Source organism: Streptomyces sp. NPDC001717, assembly GCF_042892775.1.
Classification (GTDB): domain Bacteria; phylum Actinomycetota; class Actinomycetes; order Streptomycetales; family Streptomycetaceae; genus Streptomyces.
On the sequence record NZ_JBIAUK010000024.1, the window covers coordinates 1 to 16,536 of the forward strand.

The window sequence follows — 16,536 nt, forward strand, 5'->3', positions numbered from 1 at the left end:
GGTGCCGCTGCGCGGAGCCGGTCCCCTACCCGCCCTTCCACCGTTCCCCGGGGCTCCGCCCCGGACCCCGGTCCTCAAACGCCGGACGGGCTGGATATACCCCCGCGCCTCAAACGCCGGCGAGGCTGGAGGGGCCGGCGGGGCTGGGTTTCCAGCTCCGCCGGCCCAGGTCCTGGGCTGTTCGAGCCGCAGGCGCGCAACGCCGGGGGCGGGGCGGGCCCGTGTGACCCGGTGAGCGTCCCCGCAGGGGCTACGCGTCCAGGGCCTCCCGCAGGGACATCGCGTAGATCTCCACCCCGCCGTCGTCCGACAGCCGTACCCGCTCCGCGCCGCCCTCCAGCAGGTCCTTCCAGACCTCACCGATCCAGGACTCCGCGTCCCCCTGCGTGGTGAACTCCTCCGGGACCACCGCCGGGGCCGTCTCCGTGCCGTCGGCCTTCTCGAACCGCCACGTCCACGCCATGTCCGCCTCCGTTGCTCGTCCGCTGGTGCGCGCTTCTCGCCTTGAGTGTGCCCGCAGAGTAGCCGGGCGCGCACCAGTCTCGGGGACGCGGGAGGATCATCCTGTGGAACTCACTCTGCTCGGCACCGGTACACCCCAGGGGCTGCCCCGCCCCGGCTGCCCCTGCGCGACGTGCGCACTGTCCGTCGGAACCCGCTCACGGGCCGCGACGGCCGTGCTCGTCGACGGGGCGCTGCTGCTCGACCTGACCCCGGGGGCGGTGCTGGCCGGCGCCCGGGCCGGGCACTCGCTGGCCGGCGTACGGCAGGTCCTGCTGACCCACCCGCACGACGGACCCGCCGTCGAGCTGCCGCCGGGGCTGCCGGCGGCGGGTCGGGTCCCGGACGGGCGGGAGCTGTCGGTGATCTCGGGGCACCGGGTGCGGGCGGTGCCGATGGACGCGCCGGGCACCGGCTACGAGGTGACGGGCCCGGACGGCGGCCGGCTGCTGTACCTGCCCCCGGGCGGCGCGCCGGCCGGGACCAACGGCGACAAGGACCAACGGCCGTACGACATGGTGCTCGCGGACGTGCTGGGCCGGCCCGAGGCCCTGGCGCGGCTGCGGGCGACCGGTGCGGTCGGCCCGGCGACCGAGGTGATCGCCGTACACGTGGACCACGACACCCCGCCGGGCCGGGAGCTGGAGCGCAGGTGCGCGGCCGCCGGGGCGCGGGCCGTGCGCGACGGGACCACCGTGATCGTCGGGGAGTACCACGCGCCGGCGGACCTGCCGCGCCGGACCCTGGTGCTGGGCGGGGCCCGTTCGGGCAAGTCCCTGGAGGCGGAGCGGAGGTTGGAGTCGTTCCCCGAGGTGGTCTACGTCGCGACGGGCGGCACCCGGGACGGGGACGCGGAGTGGGCCCAGCGGGTGGGCCTGCACCGCGAACGCCGGCCGGGGAGCTGGCGGACGCTGGAGACCTGCGATCTGGCGCCGCTGCTGGCGGAGCCCGGTGCGCCGCTGCTGATCGACTGCCTGGCGCTGTGGCTGACGGACGCGATGGACCGGGCCGGGGCGTGGGACGACGCGGTCTGGGCCGCGACCGGGCAGAGGGACCTCCGCGAGCGGATCGCGGAGCTGGTGGCGGCGGTGCGCGCGAGCCGCCGCCGGGTGGTGCTGGTCAGCAACGAGGTGGGCGGGGGCGTCGTACCGGCGACCGCTTCGGGCCGACGTTTCCGCGACGAGCTGGGCCGGCTGAACGCCGCGGTGGCGGGCGAGTGCGAACACGTACTCCTGGTCGTGGCCGGGCAGGCACTCGTACTCAAGGACTAGCCGAGCCCCGACCCCGGATGACTCGACCCCACCGGGCCATCCAGCCTCGCCGGCGTTCGAGGCACGGCGCCACCATCCAGCCTCGCCGGCGTCCGAGGCACGGCGCCACCATCCAGCCTCGCCGGCGTCCGAGGCGCGGCGCCACCATCCAGCCTCGCCGGCGTCCGAGGCGCGGGGCAATCCCAGCCTCGCCGGCGTTTGAGGCGCGGGGTCTGGGGCGGAGCCCCAGGACGGGTCCGGGCGGAGCCCGGGGAACGGTGGAAGGGCGGGTAGGGGACCCGCTCCGCGCAGCGGCACCCCGGGGCGGCCCGCACGCGAAGGGCCGTCGGGGCCGGGCGCGCGCCGGGGCACCCGCCGCGCACGCGACCCCGACCGCGCGGCTGCGCGTGTTGCAGGTCCGGCCCGCCGGAGGACCCGCGTTCAATGCTCTGCGGGGGCAGCCCGCCGCGCACCCGACCCGACCACCCAGGGGCACGGACGGCGGCAGTCAGGCGGGGCGGAGTTGACGGTGGGTCGGGTGCCGGCAGCGGGGAAGTGGGCCGGGAAAACGGGGTCGGCGGGACACCCCCTGAGGGTGAGCCTCACCGGCTGTACTCTCTGGCAGATGAGCACGCTGAATCTCGACGACTTCTCCGATCTGATCGAGCGCCCCGACGGGGGCGTCCGGCGTGATGCCGAGGAACGCCGTGAGCGCCTCGCCGTCCCGCCGGGCGCGCTGGGCCGGCTCGACGAGCTCGCCGAGTGGCTCGCCGCCGCGCAGGGGCAGGTGCCGGTCAGGCCGATCGAGCGCCCGCGCGTGGTGCTGTTCGCCGCCGACCACGGGATCGCCTCGCAGGGCGTCTCCGCCCGTGCCGCCGGCACCACCCACGAGCTGGTGCGGGGCGTGCTCGACGGGACCAGCCCCGTTTCCGTCCTGGCCGGCCGGCTCGGGGCGGGCGTGCGCGTCGTCGACGCGGGGCTCGACTGCGACCCGGAGCTGCTGCCCGAGGACGTGGTCCGCCACCGGGTGCGGCGCGGCAGCGGCCGGATCGACGTGGAGGACGCGCTGACGGCCGAGGAGGCCGAGGCCGCGCTGCTGCTCGGGGTGCGGATCGCCGACGAGGAGGCCGACTCCGGTACGGATCTGGTCGTGCTCGGGGACCTCAGCGTCGGCGGGACCACGGTCGCCGCCACCCTCGTCGCCGCGCTGTGCGGCACGGACGCCTCCGTGGTCACCGGTCGCGGCGGGATGCCCATCGACGACCTGGCCTGGATGCGCAAGTGTGCGGCGATCCGCGACTCGCTGCGCCGGGCCCGCCCGGTCCTCGGTGACCAGGTCGCGCTGCTGGCCGCGGTCGGCGGCGCCGACGTGGCCGCCATCACCGGTTTCCTGCTCCAGTGCGCCGTGCGTCGTACGCCCGTCATCCTCGACGGGGTCGTCTCGGCGGCCTGCGGACTCGTGGCCCAGCGGGCCGCGTTCCGGGCGCCCGACTGGTGGCTGGCCGGTCAGGCGAGCGGCGAGCCGGGCCAGGCGAAGGCCCTGGACCGGATGGCACTCAACCCCCTGCTCGACCACGGCGTCACTGTGGGCGAGGGCACCGGGGCTTTGCTGGCTCTTCCCCTGGTCCAGGCGGCTGCCGCGCTCGCGGCGGACCTCCCGGAGCGGGCGCCGCAGGAGTCGGCGGAATAAGGCACCGGGGTTCGCGGCCCTGACCAGGCCACGTCCCCGGAGCCGCCCAAGAATGGGCGGCTATGCCCCATATGATCGGTTTTTATGGGAGAGGTCCGTTTGACCAGCGCAGAGACCGACCGTGGCGCCGCACCGGCGAACGTTCCGTCATCGGGCAGGAAAGAGACCGGCGGTGCGCCCGCCGGCAAGTCGGCGGGGGCCGGCCGGGAAACCGGCCGGGAGTCCGACAAGGGCGACAAGAGCGACAAGGGGGGCGACAGGGGGAACGAGAAGGGCGACGCCCGCTCACGGCGCGGCGCGGCCTTCGCGATCTGGTACCTGCGCACGGTTGCCTTCGTCAACTTCCTCAGCGCGGTGTGGGTTTCGCTGGGGCAGGACCTGCGCAACCACAACGCCGAGGACTTCTACACCCCGTACATGCTCACCGCGGGCTTCGCGTCCGGGCTCTTCACCCTGATGCTCGCCGTCACCCTCGGCCGCCGCAAGCGCGCCTCCTGGATCCTCAACCTCGCGCTCAGCGGCCTCCTGGCGCTGCTCCTCGCACAGGCGCTGTACCGGTACGAGGAGATCCGCGAGCACACCCAGAACTGGATCTCGCTCGGGGTGACGGCGCTCTTCGTCGGCGCCCTGCTGCTGGGCCGCCGCGAGTTCTACGCCCGCGGCGACCGCTCCAACCCCGCACTCGCCACCGCCGTCGCCGCCATCGGCCTGCTGGCCACCTCGCTGGTCGCGGCCCTGCTCGTCGGCGCGACCAACACCGCCCAGTACAGCGCCGACGCCACCTTCCGCGACCGCTGGCAGTACGGCGTGATGCGGCTGATCACCCTGGAGCCGCAGGCCAAGATCGCCCACGAGATCAGCACGCCGGCCTGGGTCAACGTCACCATCAACGTGATGTCGATGCTGCTGCTGGTCGCCGTGCTGTTCGCCGCCTTCCGCTCGCGCCGCGCCGTCGACCCGCTCACCGAGGAGGACGAGGAACGGCTGCGGGCGCTCCTCGCCCGGCAGGGCGACCGGGACTCCCTCGGCTACTTCGCGCTGCGCCGCGAGAAGTCCGTCATCTGGTCCCCCACCGGCAAGGCCGCCGTCACCTACCGCGTCGTCGGCGGGGTCTCGCTGGCGTCCGGCGACCCCATCGGCGACCCCGAGGCCTGGCCCGGCGCCATCGAACCGTGGCTGGCCGAGGCCCGCGAGCACGGCTGGATCCCGGCCGTGAACGGGGCGAGCGAGGAGGCCGGGCAGATCTACGCCCGGCACGGCCTCGACGCCCTGGAGCTCGGCGACGAGGCCATCGTCGAGACCGGCGAGTTCACCCTGGAGGGCCGCGCCATGCGCACCGTCCGCCAGGCCTACAACCGCGTCAAGCGGGCCGGTTACACCGTCCGCATCCGCCGCCATGCCGACATCCCCGCCGAGGAGATGGACGAGTTGGTCAGGCGCGCCGACGACTGGCGCGACGGGGCGACCGAGCGCGGCTTCTCCATGGCGCTGGGCCGGCTGGGCGATCCCGCCGACGGCCAGTGCGTGATGCTGGAGTGCACGGACGGCGACGGCGACCTGCGGGCCCTGCTGTCCTTCGTACCGTGGGGACCCAAGGGTCTGTCGCTGGACCTGATGCGCCGCGACCGGGACTCCGAGAACGGTCTGATGGAGTTCATGGTCATCGAACTCCTGGAACGCTCCAAGGAGATCGGGGTCACCCAGGTCTCGCTGAACTTCGCGATGTTCCGGTCCGTCTTCGAGCGCGGCTCCAAGCTCGGCGCCGGTCCGGTGCTGCGCCTGTGGCGCTCGCTGCTGAGCTTCTTCTCCCGCTGGTGGCAGATCGAGTCCCTCTACCGGGCCAACGCCAAATACCGGCCGATCTGGGAACCGCGGTTCATGCTCTTCGAGAAGAGTTCGGACCTGCTGCGGATCGGCATCGCGGCGGGCCGGGCCGAGGGCTTCCTGGAGGCCCCCGGCCTTCCGAAGTGGCTGCACCGCAGACACCTGGAGACCCGCCGTTGACAGCGCGGACCACATCCCCACTCCGGCAGTTCGCGAGCCGTGAGTGGGGACCCCTGCTCGGGACCGTCCGGGACGCGCTCGTCCGCGACAAGTGGCGAGCGATCCCGATGACGATCGGAGCGGTCTGTCTGACCTCCGCGTTCCAGATCGTGCAGAACACCCCCTGGGGCTTCCAGCCCGTCCAGAACCTCGGCTCGGTCAAGGCCGTCGACCCGCTGTGGCTGGCGCTGCTGCGGACCCCGCTCTCGCTGTTCGTCCCGGCGCTGGACCTGCCCGTGTGGGGGGCTCTGGCGCAGATCCTGATCGTCTTCGGGATCTCGGAGATCTGCATCGGCTGGTGGCGCACGCTGCTGATCGGTTACGTGGCCACGCTCGCCGGGACCACGTACGCGCGGATCGGGCTCTCGCTCGGCCCCGACCACCCCTTCGGCCTGCCCGTGTCCGACCGGATCGTCAACGACACGGGGCCCTCGGCCGCGGTGGTGGGGCTCGCCATCTACGTCTGCTGGCGCTACCGGGCGTACCTGACCGGGGCCCTGGTGATCCTCGTGATGATCGGCGAGATCCTGATCAAGGACAACCTGGCGGGCAAGGAGCACCTGGCGGCCATCGCCGCGGTCATGGCCGTGTGCGTGGTCCGCGCGAAGTGGGGCCCGGCCCGCTCCCGCATGCCGCTGGGGGTGCGGCCACCCCCCTAGGGCCCGACCCCGCCGGCCGGGGACGACGTACCGTGTCTTCCCGTGACGACACACCTCGGGCCCCTCGCGTCCTCCCGGAAGTGGATGCGGGTCCATCCGCTCGCCACCGATGCCGTGCTGGCCTTCGGGGCGTTCGTCGCCATGCTCGTCGGGTCCTTCGCCGATCCGCACGGCCCGCACGGCCAGCCCACCTTCGGCACGCGCACCCCCGAGCCGTTCTCGCTGCTGCTGATGCTGCTCGGCGCGGTCGCCCTGGTGTTCCGGCGGCGCCATCCGCGCGAGGTGCTCGCCGTCACCTGCGGGCTGACGTTGCTGGAGCTGACCACCGGGGAGCCGCGGGCGCCCGTCGCGATGTCCGCGGTGATCTCCCTCTACACGGTGGCCGCGCTCACCGACCGCCCGACGACCTGGAAGGTCGGGCTGCTCACCATGGCGGGTCTGACGGGCGTGGCCATGCTCGCCGGGCCGATGCCGTGGTACGCGCAGGAGAACATCGGCATCTTCGCCTGGACCGGGATGGCCGCGGCGGCCGGTGACGCGGTGCGCAGCCGGCGGGCCTTCGTCGACGCCATACGGGAACGGGCCGAGCGGGCCGAGCGGACCCGCGAGGAGGAGGCCCGGCGGCGGGTCGCGGAGGAGCGGCTGCGGATCGCGCGGGACCTGCACGACGTGGTCGCGCACCACATCGCGCTGGTCAACGTGCAGGCGGGGGTGGCCGCGCACGTCATGGACAAGCGGCCGGACCAGGCGAAGGAGGCCCTCGCGCACGTACGGGACGCCAGTCGCTCCGCGCTGAACGAACTGCGGGCCACGGTGGGGCTGCTGCGGCAGTCCGGCGACCCGGAGGCACCGACGGAGCCGGCGCCGGGGCTGGCCGTCCTCGACGAACTCGCGGACACCTTCCGCCACGCGGGGCTTCCGGTACGGGTGATGGTCGAACTGGGCGGGGACCGGGGCGCGGAGGCGCTGCCGGCGGCGGTGGACCTGGCGGCGTACCGGGTGATCCAGGAGGCCCTGACGAACGTCCGCAAGCACGCGGGGGCGGGGGCGAAGGCGGAGGTCAGCGTGGTCCGGGTGGGCCCGTCGGTGGAGGTCACGGTGCTGGACGACGGCGGCGCCGTTGCAGCGGAGCCGGCCGCGCCCGGCGGCGGCCATGGTCTGCTCGGCATGCGGGAGCGCGCCACCGCCCTGGGCGGTTCCTGCTTCGCGGGACCGCGCTTCGGCGGCGGCTACCGCGTCCACGCGATCCTCCCGACCTGACCCCCGTACCGCCGGTGCTCGGCAGGCGGCCCCACTTGGCACTCCCGCGCCGGCGGGGTCGGGTGTGCGGTGGGGCGCCCCCGCAGGGCGTCGAACGAAACCCGCTCGTGTTGCCGGTGCGGCATTGGGTTCGACGCCCGAGGAGGTGCCCCGGCGCGCGCCCGGCCCCGACGGCCCTTCGCGTGCGGGCCGCCCCGGGGTGTGCCGCTGCGCGGGGCTGGTCCCCTACCCGCCCTTCCACCGTTCCCCGGGCTCTGCCCGGACCCGCGCCTCAAACGCCGGACGGGCTGGACTGCCCGCCTCGAACGTCGGCGGATCCAGCCCCGCCGGCAGCGGCGCGGCACCGTTGGCCCGGGGCGCCGCAGGCTAAGGGCAGGGGCGGCGCCAGGCGTCCAGGTCCAGGTGCTTCTGCATGCTGCTCAGCCGAAGCTGCCGCGAGCGCTCGCAGAAGCGGGCCGGCGGGAGTTCGTACTCCGCGTGGAACACCGCCTTCCCCGCCTCCACGAAGGGGGTCAGCCGCTCGCACTCCGAGTACTCCGCGCACTGCTCGTTCACCGCGAAGTCGAACTCCCCCACCAGCTCCGGGATCTGGTCCAGGTCGTTCTTCAGGCCCACCGCCATCCCCCGGTCGTGCGCCAGCTTCGCGATCAGCCGGTTGTACCGGAGCTGGTCGTCCGCCGTGAGGGGGAAGCCCGTCGTGTTGCGGTAGCCGTCCATGTTGTCCGGCTCCACCGCGTCGAAGCCCTTCTCCCGGCACATGTCGAACCGCTTCGCGATCAGCGGTTCCAGCTCCGCCACCCGGCGGATGTCCAGCCAGCGTTCGCCCTCCCAGCCGTTCCCCCGGCCCAGCATCGACTTCGGGAACGCCTCCGCGTCCGGGCGGAAGTCCTCCCAGGCCCCGGTGGAGAGGTAGCAGATCGTCCGGCGACCGGCCGCCTTCAGCGCGGCGACCTGCTGCTTCGTGGTGTCGAAGCCGTCCACGTCGTACACCGGCGCCTTCACGGAGGTGTCGAGCTTCCCCGAGAGCTGCCACTGCCAGCCGGTCCCCGGGCGGGGCTGCCACCGCTCCCCCGGTGCCAGGTCGGGGGCGGGTTCCTCCTTCTCGTCCTGCTCCGGGGAGGTCGTGCACGCCGCCGCCAGGAGCAGGAGGGCGGCCAACAGGGCGGCGCGCAGGGGCCTCATGCCGTTGCCTCCAGCGCGTACGGGAGGGTCCCCCACGGGTGCGGGCCCGAGCCCGGGACCGCGCAGTGCACCCCGGCCCCGCGCTGCGCCGCGAGTTCGGCGGCGGGTGCCCCCGGCGGGACGGCGTAGACGAGGTGGCAGAACCGTCCGGCCGGGTGGTCCGCGGTCCAGGCCGGGGCTGCGACGGCGTCCCGGTAGGCGTCCCAGGGGCCCTCGAAGGTGACGAGCAGGTCGGCGAGTTCGGCGTAGCCGGGGTGCGGGTGGACCCCGTGGTTCAGGACGAGCGTCCGGGCCCCCGCCGCCCGGGCCGCGACGGCCAGCCGGCCGTAGTGGGCCAGCCGTTCCGGGCCGGCGCAGACCTGGTCGAGGAAGGCCCCGTCGGTGGCGTACCAGTCGCGGTGACGCAGCAGGTCCCGCACCACGGCCGCGTGCGGGCGCCGCCCGTAGTCGGTGTCGACGTACCCGAGCAAGGGCACGCCGGCCTCGCGCAGCCTCCCGGCGACCAGCGCGAACCGCTCGTCGGGGGCGTCGCCCGGTCCGCTGTCGGGGTTGAGCACCACCGAGTGCAGTCGGCCCGCGCAGCGGATGAGCCGCTCCCAGTCCTCGGGCCGGTCGGCGGGGTGCTCGTAGAGGGGCACCAGCAGCATGGGGTCCTTCTCCTCGGTCATCGGTGAGCCGTCGCACGGCCCAGCAGCAGGCAGACCAGGGCCGCGAGCACGCTCGCCGCCGCGCCCGCCACCACCAGTTGTACGAGCCTCGGCTGGCCCATCCCGGCCAGCAGGGCCGCGCTCTGCGCGACGGCCGCCGAGGCGCAGACCACGGCGGCGGGCCGGACCGCGCCGAAGGACTGCAGGAGCAGCCCGGTCCACATGACGGCGCCGAGCAGCAGCAGGGTGGCCGCGCGGAGCCCGGTGAGCGCGGGCGCGCCGGGCCAGAGCATGGTTCCGGCCAGCCCGAGGGCGAGCAGCATCGTCAGGTAGGCGGTGAGGCAACCGGCCAGGGTGGTCAGCATCCGCCGCCGGAACGCGTCGGCGGAGCGGGCGGCCCGGAGTCCGGCGAGGCTGCCGCTGCGGAAGCGGTACAGCAGCCATTCGGCGGGGCCCATGCTGAGGGTGAGGGCCACCGCGGAGGGCGCGGCCACCGCTTCGGCGGGCCCGCCGGCGAGGACCTCACCGAGGGCGGCGTAGAGCACGAGCAGTCCGGTGCCGAGGCCGAAGACCCCGTACGGGACGGAGTCCCCGAGCCGGGGCCCGCGGGGACCGTACTCCTCCTCGGCGCCCCGCAGCATCCGCCAGCGCACCGGTCCCCCGCCGGGCCTGGGCCGCACCCGGCCCCTGATCCGGCGGGCGCCGGCCCGTAGGCCTTCCGCGAGCGGGAGTTCCCGTACGGCGAGGGTGCAGGCGGCCAGCAGGGACACCACGAGGAGCGCCACGCGGGCCGGCACGGGCAGGTCGACGAAGAGGGCGAGCACCGCCCCGGCCGCCATCGGGCCGAGCGCGGCGAGCAGCACCCGCTCCCGGCCGAGGACGAGCAGGACGGTGGCGGCGCCGACGTACAGGGCCTGTCCGGCGGCGAAGGCGTACGAGAACGGCGGCCCGCCGGGCACGGCGAGGGCGGCGGCGGTGCCGAGCAGGGAGCCGGCGGGGGCGCCGACGAGCAGGGTCCGCCCGGCGGCCGCCCGGTCGCCGAGGCCGAGCCAGGAGTAGGCGCGGTGGGAGAGGGTCTGGTCCCACACCCAGCCGATGAGCGCCCCGGCGAGCAGGGTCAGGGTCCCGGCGGGCAGCCCGAGGCGGTCCTGGGGGCCTTCGAGCAGGGGTGCGCCGAGGACGTAGGCGAGCCCGGGCAGGGCGAAGATCACCCCGCGGAGCAGGCAGGCGGTGAGGGAGGCCTTCCAGGGGTCGGGGGTGCTCTCGGGCTCGGGGAAGGAACGGGGCACCCGGGCGTAGAGCTCCTCGGCGAGGGCGAAGGAGTCGTGGCGGCCGTAGGCGAGGCGGATGTGCTCGTCGGTCATGCCGTCGGATTCGAGGACGGCGGCGATCTCGTCGGGGTGCACGGCGGCGGCGACGAGGCCGTCCAGCCGGGAAGCGAGTTCGTCGAGGGGGTCGGCGGCGCACGGCCCTTCACGGCGCGGTCGCGGGACGGCGGGCAGCGTGTCCGTGGCGCCCGGGTATCCGGCGGAGCCGGGCGACCCCGGCCCGGCGGGGCCGGGGTCGACGGGGCCACCCGCCCGCCGGGCCACGGGGCCGGGGGCGCTGCGACCGGCGGACGGTGGACCGACGGGTACCCGGTCCCCGCCGGGCGGCTTCAGCCAGAGGGATCCGCTCATCACAGGCTCCCGTCGGCCGCGAGTTCGCGGTACCAGGGGTCCGCGAGGCGTTGGGTCCAGGTGTCGCCCGGTTCGACGGGCAGGACGGGCTGGCCGGCGAGTTCCCGGTAGATGTGCCGGAAGCCGTCCACGGATTGGTGGAGGGTGAACTTGTCCACGACGCGTTTGCGGGACATCCGGCCGAGTTCCGCGCGGCGTTCGTCGTCGCGGAGCAGGGCGAGGGTGGCGCGGGCCATGGTCTCGGGCTCACGGGGCGGGACGACGAGGCCGGTGTCCCCGACCGCCTCGCGGACGCCGCCGACGTCGGTGGAGACGGTGGTGCGCCCGCAGGACATGGCCTCGATGATGCTGAAGGGGAAGCCCTCGCTGATGGAGGAGAGCATGACGACGGAACCGGCGGCGTAGGCGCGGGCGACCTCGTCGATGCGGCCCTCGAAGGTGATTCCGTCGGCGACGCCGAGTTCGGCGGCGAGCTTCTCCAGGCGGAGCCGGTACTCCTCGCAGCCGGCCGGGACGGGGCCGAAGAGGCGCAGTCGCAGGGCGGGGAGTTCCTCGCGCATGAAGGCGTAGGCCCGGACGAGGGTTTCGAGGTCCTTGATCGGGTCGATGCGCCCGCACCAGCTGAGGGTGGGCACTTCGGGTTCGGGGCCGGCCTCGGGGAAGAGGTGCGGGTCGACGCCGTTGTAGACGGTGCGGATGCGGTCCGCGTCGGCGCCTCCGCGTTCCTCCCAGCGGCGGTTGTACTGGTTGCAGGGGGTGATCAGGTCGGCCTGCCGGTAGCCCTCGGTGTTGAGCTCGCGGTAGAAGCCGAGCATGAGGGACTTCACGGGCCAGCGCTGCTCGGCGCTGCGGTAGCCGAGGTAGCGCTCGCGCAGGTAGATGCCGTGCTCGGTGAGGAGGAAGGGCACCTTGTCGAGGTGTTTGGCGGCGAGCGCCGGGAGGGTGGCGAGGCCGCTGCTGACGGCGTGGGCGACGCTGTCGGGCGGGATCCGCACGGCGAGCGGGCGCAGTGCGTGCTCCAGCAGGTCGGTGGCGGTGAGCGCGTCGTGGAGGGTGGGCCGGGCCTCGGCGGTGGTCAGGGCCGGCCGGGTCCAGACGTCCGTCAGGAGGCGCAGGACGGATTCGGAGCGCAGGGCGGGGGCGAGCCTGCCGGCCCGGGCGAGGAGGGCCAGTTCGCGCAGGGCCCCCGAGAATCCGCCGTGGGAGGGGTCGAGCAGCGACAGCAGGAAGGTTTCGTAGACCTCGGTGAAGCGGCGGTGGGCCTTGCCCCGGAGGGCCGTCCGGCGGCCGCGCAGACCGCTCGACGGCGCGGGGCCCCAGAGCGGGACGGCGGTGTGCCGGTAGACGTTGCGCGGCAGTTCCCAGGTGACCGGCTCCCGGCCGGAGCCGGTGAGGGCTATGACGTTGAAGTCGACCTCGGGCATTCCTCGTACCAGTTGGTCGCACCAGGTGCTGACGCCCCCGTGGACGTGCGGATAGGTGCCTTCGGTGAGCATGGTGACATGACGCCCATGGCTCATGCGGTGTGTCCCCCCAGGACGGAAAAGGGGCCGGCGCCCGTGGGTTCGCGGAGCGCCGGCGCTCGTGTCGCTCGTTACGGCTCGCGGTCGTACGGGACCGCGGTCGGTCAGCCGGGCAGTCGGAGGGTGACGCTGCTCTGGAGCAGCTCCGGTCCGGTCCAGGTGGAGCGGCTGCCCGCGTAGGCGGTGCCGAAGTCCGCCGTGCCGAGGAGCAGTTGCTTCTTGGTGCCGTTGGGGGCGGTGACCGGGGCGAGGACCCCGGCGGGCGCCTTGACGGTGACGGCGGTACCGATGCGGTAGGCGGTGACCTGGTTGTTGGCGATCGCGTTGTCCCAGGCGGCACGGCGGCCGAGCTCGACGCCGGTGTCCTTCATGCTCTGGTTGACGATCGGCGCGCTGGGCGCGTAGAGGGTCCGGTAGGTGTCGAGGACCTGATTGAGCACCGGGTAGAGGGTGCGGTCCTCGGCGAGGTTGGACTGGTGGACGTAGTGCGGGCGCGGGTCGTTGGCCAGGACGTGGCGCAGGGCGGTGCGGGCCTCCTGCGGGACGATGTAGTCCAGGTAGCCGGTGTTGACGTCGAGGGCCGCCGGCAGGCAGGTGGAGGTCGCCGGGTTGTCCTCGCAGATGCCGCTGCCGCCGTTGGCGCGGCTGCCGTAGATCCAGTTGTACTCGTCGGCCATCTCGGCGTTGGTGCCCGTGTTGTAGTACACGTTCATCGGATGGCGGGGCACGGTCAGGGCCGCGCCGACCGGTCGCTGCGCGGGTTCGCGGGAGTTGTCGCTGCCCGCCCACTTGATGCCGTTGTCGGCGAAGGCGCCCGCCAGGTTGGGGTTGTCCTGGGGCTGCTGCGGGGCGGTCTTCAGGCCCGAGTGCTCGCCGGTGACGATCTCGGTCCGGTCGGTGGTGATGCCCTTGGCGGCGGCCCAGTTGTTGTTGTCGCGGATCTGGGCGGAGATGTCGGCGCGGCTCATGTACTTGATCGCGCCGGTGGCGTCCTTGACACAGGTCCAGGGCACGGTGGTGGTGTCCTGGACGCAGCCGAGGAAGGGGTGCGTGTAGGTGTGGTTCATCCAGCGGTACTTGGCCCGGTCGGCGACGAGCTGGGCGGTGAGGGCGTCGGTGCCGCCGTTCTCGGCCTTCCACTCCTCGCCCGCTCCCGCGTTGAAGAGCATGTCGAGCTTGAAGTTCTTGGACGTCTGCCACTGCGCCGCGTAGACGGCGTCCGCGGCGGTCATCCGGATGGTGCTCTCCTTGCCCTCGCCGCCCGCGCAGGCGTAGTCGCCGGGCGTGCAGTTCAGGTCCCTGTTCCAGCGGGCGTCGGGGGCGAAGACGTCGTCGACGTGGACCGCGAAGTAGTTGCGGCTCTGGCCGAGGTGGACGCCCTGGGTGAGCCAGTCGACGATGCCGCGGGCGAGCAGCCGGAACTGCTGCTGGTACTGGTTGTAGCCGAAGGTGACGACGAGTTCGCTGCGGCCGTCGTGGACGTACTCGCCGACGAGCGAGGCCCGGCCGGAGCCGACCGGGGCGTCGAGGTAACTGGTGTATCCGGCGCGGGGCTTGCCCATGAAGCCGTAGCTCTCGGGGACGAGCGCCGAGTTGTCCTCGAAGGTGACCTGGCCGCCGAGGTAGCCGAAGGGGCCCGCCTTGCCGGCGGCGGTGACCGCGGCCTGGGTGCCGTCGAGCTGGCCGCTGTATCCGCCGTTGTCGGTGTATTCGAGGCCGACGCCGGGGTGGGCCCAGGTGTAGGCGTCGACCTGGCGGATCCCGTACGTCGTCTCGTACGCGCCGAGCGCGGCCATCTCGGCCGAGCCCTCGCCGAAGGGGTTCTCGTTGGGCAGGACCACGCCCTGGTACTTCGCGCGCGGCCGGCCGTCGACCGTGTCGCTGAGGAACGCGGCGTCGATGACCGGGCGGCCGGGGGCGCCCAGCTGGACGCGGGTGTACGGGACTCCGGTGTCGCGGAGCTCCGCGGTGATCGCCTCGACCGAGCTGCCGCCGTCGTCGACGACGAGCACCTTGAGGTCGATGCGCGGGGCCGTGGCCGCATGGGCGGACGCGGCGGGCACTGCCACGGACACCAGCGCCGCGGCGGCCATGACGGCGGCGGCCCTGTTCATCCGGTTCTTGTTGACCATTTCGGCCTTTCCCCCCGCAGGCATCCCTCGACAGCGGCCCGTGGCGGATGGCCGGGCCGGGGAGGCACTGTGGAAATCATGCAAAGGGACCCCACGTCCCCTTGCGAGAGTGGACCGAGTCTCGCGGACCTCGTCAGGTCGACGGGGCAAACCTGGGGCAGAGTCCACAGATGGGTGAACCTTGCGGCCCGATGATCGAACAACTTGACAAACCTTCGAGTGACGTACGGATCAGTCACTGCGCGTAGGCTCATTTCTGGCGGCCGTCGGGCCCTAATACGATCGCCACGGATGGCCGTCCACCCCTTCGGCCCACACATACAAACGGAAGCGAGACTTCACCACCGTGACTGCTCTGACTCTCAGCACTGCCGGCGCTGCGACGCTGCGCGCCGACGCCCTTGTGGTCGGCGTGGCGAAGGGCCCGAAGGGCCCGGTCGTGACCGCCGGAGCCGAGGCCGTGGACAAGGCGTACGACGGAAAGCTCTCCGCCGTGCTCGAAGCGCTCGGCGCCACCGGTGCCGAAGGCGAGACCACCAAGCTGCCGGCGCCCGCGGGCCTGAAGGTCCCGGTCGTGCTGGCGGTCGGGCTCGGCTCCGTCCCGGACAAGGACGAGTCGTTCGACGAGGAGGTGCTGCGCCGCGCCGCCGGTGCCGCCGCCCGCGCGCTGCACGGCAACAAGAAGGCCGGCTTCGCCCTCCCCCTGGACGACGCCTCCGCGGTGACCGCGGTGGCCGAGGGCGCGCTGCTGGGCGCGTACGCGTTCACCGCCTACCAGGGCGGCGAGAAGAAGGCCGCCAAGAACGGCGGCCCGAAGCTGCCGCTCGCCGAGGTCGCCCTGCTGGGCGCCAAGCCGCGGGACAAGGACCACAAGGCCGCCGTCGAGCGCGCCACGGTCGTCGCGACCGAGGTGAACGTGGCCCGTGACCTGGTCAACACCCCGCCGAACGACCTCACCCCGGAGGCCTTCGCCGCCGTCGCGTCCGCGACCGCGAAGGAGAACGGCATCAAGGTCCAGGTGCTCGACGAGAAGGCGCTGCTCAAGGGCGGCTACGGCGGCATCATGGGCGTCGGCAAGGGCTCCGAGAACCTGCCGCGCCTGGTGAAGCTCTCCTACACGCACCCCAAGGCGGAGAAGAGCCTGGCCTACGTCGGCAAGGGCATCACCTACGACTCGGGCGGCATCTCCCTGAAGCCGGCCGGCCACAACGAGACGATGAAGTGCGACATGGCCGGCGCCGCCGCCGTCTTCGCCGCCGTCGTCGCCGCCGCGAAGCTGGGCCTCCGGGTCAACGTCACCGGCTGGCTCGCGCTCGCCGAGAACATGCCGTCGGGCTCGGCCACCAAGCCCGGTGACGTGCTGCGCATGTACAGCGGCAAGACCGTCGAGGTCCTCAACACGGACGCCGAGGGCCGGCTGGTCCTGGGCGACGCGCTGACCAAGGCGTCCGAGGACAACCCGGACGCGATCGTCGACGTCGCCACCCTGACCGGCGCCATGGTGCTGGCCCTCGGCGACCGCACCTTCGGGATCATGGCGAACGACGACTCCTTCCGCACCGCGATCCACGAGATCGCGGAGGAGGTCGGCGAGTCCTCGTGGCCGATGCCGCTCCCCGCCGAGCTGCGCAAGACCATGGACTCCCCCACCGCCGACATCGCGAACATGGGCGTCCGGATGGGCGGCGGCCTGGTGGCCGGCCTCTTCCTCCAGGAGTTCGTCGGCGAGGGCATCACCTGGGCGCACCTCGACATCGCCGGCCCCGCCTTCCACGAGGGCGCGCCGCACGGCTACACCCCCAAGGGCGGCACCGGTTCGGCCGTCCGCACCCTGGTGCGGCTGGCGGAGCGCACCGCCACGGGCGACCTGGGCTGAAGGGCTCCCCGTCGCACCTGATGTGAACGCGTCCGTGTGACGCACGGCACCCCGGGCCTTGATCGACAGCGGTCAAGGCCCGGGGTGTGTTCAC

12 protein-coding genes are annotated in these 16,536 nt (G+C 73.6%); 6 read left to right on the plus strand and 6 right to left on the minus strand.

All coding sequences use genetic code 11. The features are described 5' to 3' along the window. Window positions 1-250: 250 nt before the first annotated feature. Window positions 251-463 carry a hypothetical protein gene (locus ACFYZL_RS29405; protein ID WP_365168160.1) on the minus strand — a complete coding sequence of 71 codons (213 nt, stop codon included), beginning with the start codon at window positions 461-463 and terminating at the stop codon, window positions 251-253. A gap of 103 nt (window positions 464-566) precedes the next feature. Here ACFYZL_RS29405 and ACFYZL_RS29410 point away from each other — a divergent pair, with 103 nt between their 5' ends. From ACFYZL_RS29410 to ACFYZL_RS29430, 5 genes are all read left to right on the plus strand, one after another. Further along, entirely contained in the window at window positions 567-1,772 is a 1,206-nt protein-coding gene (locus tag ACFYZL_RS29410; protein WP_384759301.1) for a bifunctional adenosylcobinamide kinase/adenosylcobinamide-phosphate guanylyltransferase, read from the plus strand. 604 nt (window positions 1,773-2,376) lie between these two features. Next, window positions 2,377-3,441 (plus strand): nicotinate-nucleotide--dimethylbenzimidazole phosphoribosyltransferase, encoded by a 1,065-nt coding sequence (gene cobT / locus ACFYZL_RS29415; RefSeq protein WP_384758583.1) that lies wholly within the window; start codon window positions 2,377-2,379, stop codon window positions 3,439-3,441. 309 nt (window positions 3,442-3,750) lie between these two features. Continuing rightward, complete coding sequence (locus ACFYZL_RS29420; protein WP_388683242.1) at window positions 3,751-5,445, plus strand: phosphatidylglycerol lysyltransferase domain-containing protein; 1,695 nt, start codon at window positions 3,751-3,753, stop codon at window positions 5,443-5,445. Between the two features lie 107 nt (window positions 5,446-5,552). Then, complete coding sequence (locus ACFYZL_RS29425; RefSeq protein ID WP_384758585.1) at window positions 5,553-6,143, plus strand: hypothetical protein; 591 nt, start codon at window positions 5,553-5,555, stop codon at window positions 6,141-6,143. Between the two features lie 42 nt (window positions 6,144-6,185). Further along, the gene (locus tag ACFYZL_RS29430; protein WP_384758588.1) at window positions 6,186-7,403 is read left to right on the plus strand and encodes a sensor histidine kinase; all 1,218 of its coding nucleotides are present in this window, start codon (window positions 6,186-6,188) and stop codon (window positions 7,401-7,403) included. A 366-nt stretch (window positions 7,404-7,769) separates the two neighbouring features. On the opposite strand, the gene ACFYZL_RS29435 is transcribed toward ACFYZL_RS29430, so the two are convergent. The 5 genes from ACFYZL_RS29435 to ACFYZL_RS29455 all read right to left on the minus strand — a co-directional run bounded on the left by ACFYZL_RS29435 (window position 7,770) and on the right by ACFYZL_RS29455 (window position 14,566). Then, a complete protein-coding gene (locus ACFYZL_RS29435; RefSeq protein WP_384757059.1) occupies window positions 7,770-8,585 on the minus strand; it encodes an endo alpha-1,4 polygalactosaminidase in 816 nt (271 codons plus the stop codon). Continuing rightward, a complete protein-coding gene (locus ACFYZL_RS29440) occupies window positions 8,582-9,253 on the minus strand; it encodes a spherulation-specific family 4 protein (RefSeq protein WP_384757062.1) in 672 nt (223 codons plus the stop codon). Before ACFYZL_RS29440 ends, ACFYZL_RS29435 begins: the two co-directional genes overlap by 4 nt. Continuing rightward, the gene (locus ACFYZL_RS29445; protein ID WP_384757064.1) at window positions 9,250-10,911 is read right to left on the minus strand and encodes a hypothetical protein; all 1,662 of its coding nucleotides are present in this window, start codon (window positions 10,909-10,911) and stop codon (window positions 9,250-9,252) included. Before ACFYZL_RS29445 ends, ACFYZL_RS29440 begins: the two co-directional genes overlap by 4 nt. Further along, complete coding sequence (pelF, locus tag ACFYZL_RS29450) at window positions 10,911-12,431, minus strand: GT4 family glycosyltransferase PelF (RefSeq protein ID WP_384757067.1); 1,521 nt, start codon at window positions 12,429-12,431, stop codon at window positions 10,911-10,913. Before pelF ends, ACFYZL_RS29445 begins: the two co-directional genes overlap by 1 nt. Window positions 12,432-12,538: 107 nt before the next feature. Then, window positions 12,539-14,566 (minus strand): hypothetical protein, encoded by a 2,028-nt coding sequence (locus ACFYZL_RS29455; protein ID WP_384757069.1) that lies wholly within the window; start codon window positions 14,564-14,566, stop codon window positions 12,539-12,541. Window positions 14,567-14,912: 346 nt separating this feature from the next. Here ACFYZL_RS29455 and ACFYZL_RS29460 point away from each other — a divergent pair, with 346 nt between their 5' ends. Beyond that, window positions 14,913-16,442 (plus strand): leucyl aminopeptidase, encoded by a 1,530-nt coding sequence (locus tag ACFYZL_RS29460; protein WP_384757072.1) that lies wholly within the window; start codon window positions 14,913-14,915, stop codon window positions 16,440-16,442. Window positions 16,443-16,536 lie beyond the last annotated feature (94 nt).

Bases quoted from the DNA above. Each gene is read 5' to 3' on its own strand.
- ACFYZL_RS29405 (WP_365168160.1), bottom strand. From the start codon at position 463: ATGGCGTGGACGTGGCGGTTCGAGAAGGCCGACGGCACGGAGACGGCC.
- cobT (WP_384758583.1), top strand. From the start codon at position 2,377: ATGAGCACGCTGAATCTCGACGACTTCTCCGATCTGATCGAGCGCCCC.
- ACFYZL_RS29425 (WP_384758585.1), top strand. From the start codon at position 5,553: ATGACGATCGGAGCGGTCTGTCTGACCTCCGCGTTCCAGATCGTGCAG.
- ACFYZL_RS29435 (WP_384757059.1), bottom strand. From the start codon at position 8,585: ATGAGGCCCCTGCGCGCCGCCCTGTTGGCCGCCCTCCTGCTCCTGGCG.
- ACFYZL_RS29440 (WP_384757062.1), bottom strand. From the start codon at position 9,253: ATGACCGAGGAGAAGGACCCCATGCTGCTGGTGCCCCTCTACGAGCAC.
- ACFYZL_RS29445 (WP_384757064.1), bottom strand. From the start codon at position 10,911: ATGAGCGGATCCCTCTGGCTGAAGCCGCCCGGCGGGGACCGGGTACCC.
- pelF (WP_384757067.1), bottom strand. From the start codon at position 12,431: ATGAGCCATGGGCGTCATGTCACCATGCTCACCGAAGGCACCTATCCG.
- ACFYZL_RS29455 (WP_384757069.1), bottom strand. From the start codon at position 14,566: ATGGTCAACAAGAACCGGATGAACAGGGCCGCCGCCGTCATGGCCGCC.